We start from the raw sequence: 1,230 nt of genomic DNA on the forward strand, positions 1-1,230 counted from the left end.
TCCGATCTTATGCGCGGCGCTTTTTCATCGGTGCGCAGGGCGTGGGTCCGCTCGGCATCATGGAAGCGGACGCGCAGATCATTCAGAGCGAGCAGAAGTTGATGCATCAGGCTGACGAGCTGATCGTCATGGTCGATTCCAGCAAGTTTCATCGCCGCTCGAGCCTCATTTTATGCGGGCTCGATCGCGTCACGACCGTGATCACGGACGAGGGCGTGTCCGATGAGGCTGTGCGGATGATCGAGGATGCGGGCGTCAAGCTCGTGGTTGCGAGCGTGGTCTCGCAGGCAAAGGAGGATTCCTCGTCGGTTGCCTGAACGGCGCCGGCAGGATGTGGTCAAGTTAATCAACGTGGGAGGAAGAAAGCATGAAACTCGCAAAGACACTGGCGGTGGGCGTCGCCTTTGCCGTCGCATTGATGGCTGGTGCAGCAAGCGCCAAGGACGTCAAGATTGGCCTCGTGGTCAAGTCGCTCGGCAACGGCTTCTTTGAAGCCGCCAACAAGGGCGCACAGGAAGCAGCCAAGGAACTCGGCGGCGTAGAAGTGATCTACACCGGCCCGACCTCGACGACGGCCGAAGGCCAGATCGAAGTCATCAACTCGCTGATCGCGCAGGGCGTCGACGCCATTGCGATCTCCGCCAACGACCCCGACGCTGTCGTACCGGCCCTAAAGAAGGCCAAGCAGCGTGGCATCAAGGTCATCTCCTGGGATTCCGGTGTCAACAAGGACGGCCGTATCCTGCAGCTGAACCCGTCGTCGAACGAACTGATCGGCAAGATGTGCCTGACGCTCGTCAAGGATCACCTCGAAGGCGGCAAGGGTGACTTCGCGATCCTGTCTGCAACCACCACCTCGACGAACCAGAACATCTGGATTGACCAGATGAAGAAGCAGCTGAAGGACTTCGACGGTCTGAACCTCGTCACCACCGTTTATGGCGACGACCTCTCCGACAAGTCTTACCGCGAAGCCGAAGGCCTCCTGAAGTCGAACCCGAACGTCAAGGTCATCGTTGCTCCGACGACGGTCGGCGTTCTGGCCGCTTCCAAGGTCGTCGAAGACAAGGGTCTCGTCGGCAAGGTTTATGTCACGGGTCTCGGCCTGCCGTCCGAAATGGCCGGTGCGATCAAGTCGGGTGCGACGAAGGAATTCGCGATCTGGAACCCGATCGACCTCGGCTACTCCGCAACGCAGATCGCCTATCACCTCGTAAAGGGTGACGCGAC

At 59.7% G+C, this 1,230-nt stretch carries 1 protein-coding gene and 1 pseudogene; both read left to right on the forward strand.

The window, feature by feature from the left end:
• Window positions 1-317 (forward strand): annotated as a pseudogene (locus B3605_RS03065) (DeoR/GlpR transcriptional regulator); the annotation flags it as partial.
• A 50-nt stretch (window positions 318-367) separates the two neighbouring features.
• Window positions 368-1,230 (forward strand): rhamnose ABC transporter substrate-binding protein (gene rhaS / locus B3605_RS03070; protein WP_296432208.1); only part of this gene is annotated, 863 nt, incomplete at its 3' end.

It is taken from the genome of Rhizobium sp. UBA1881 (assembly GCF_002338015.1).
GTDB lineage: Bacteria > Pseudomonadota > Alphaproteobacteria > Rhizobiales > Rhizobiaceae > Rhizobium.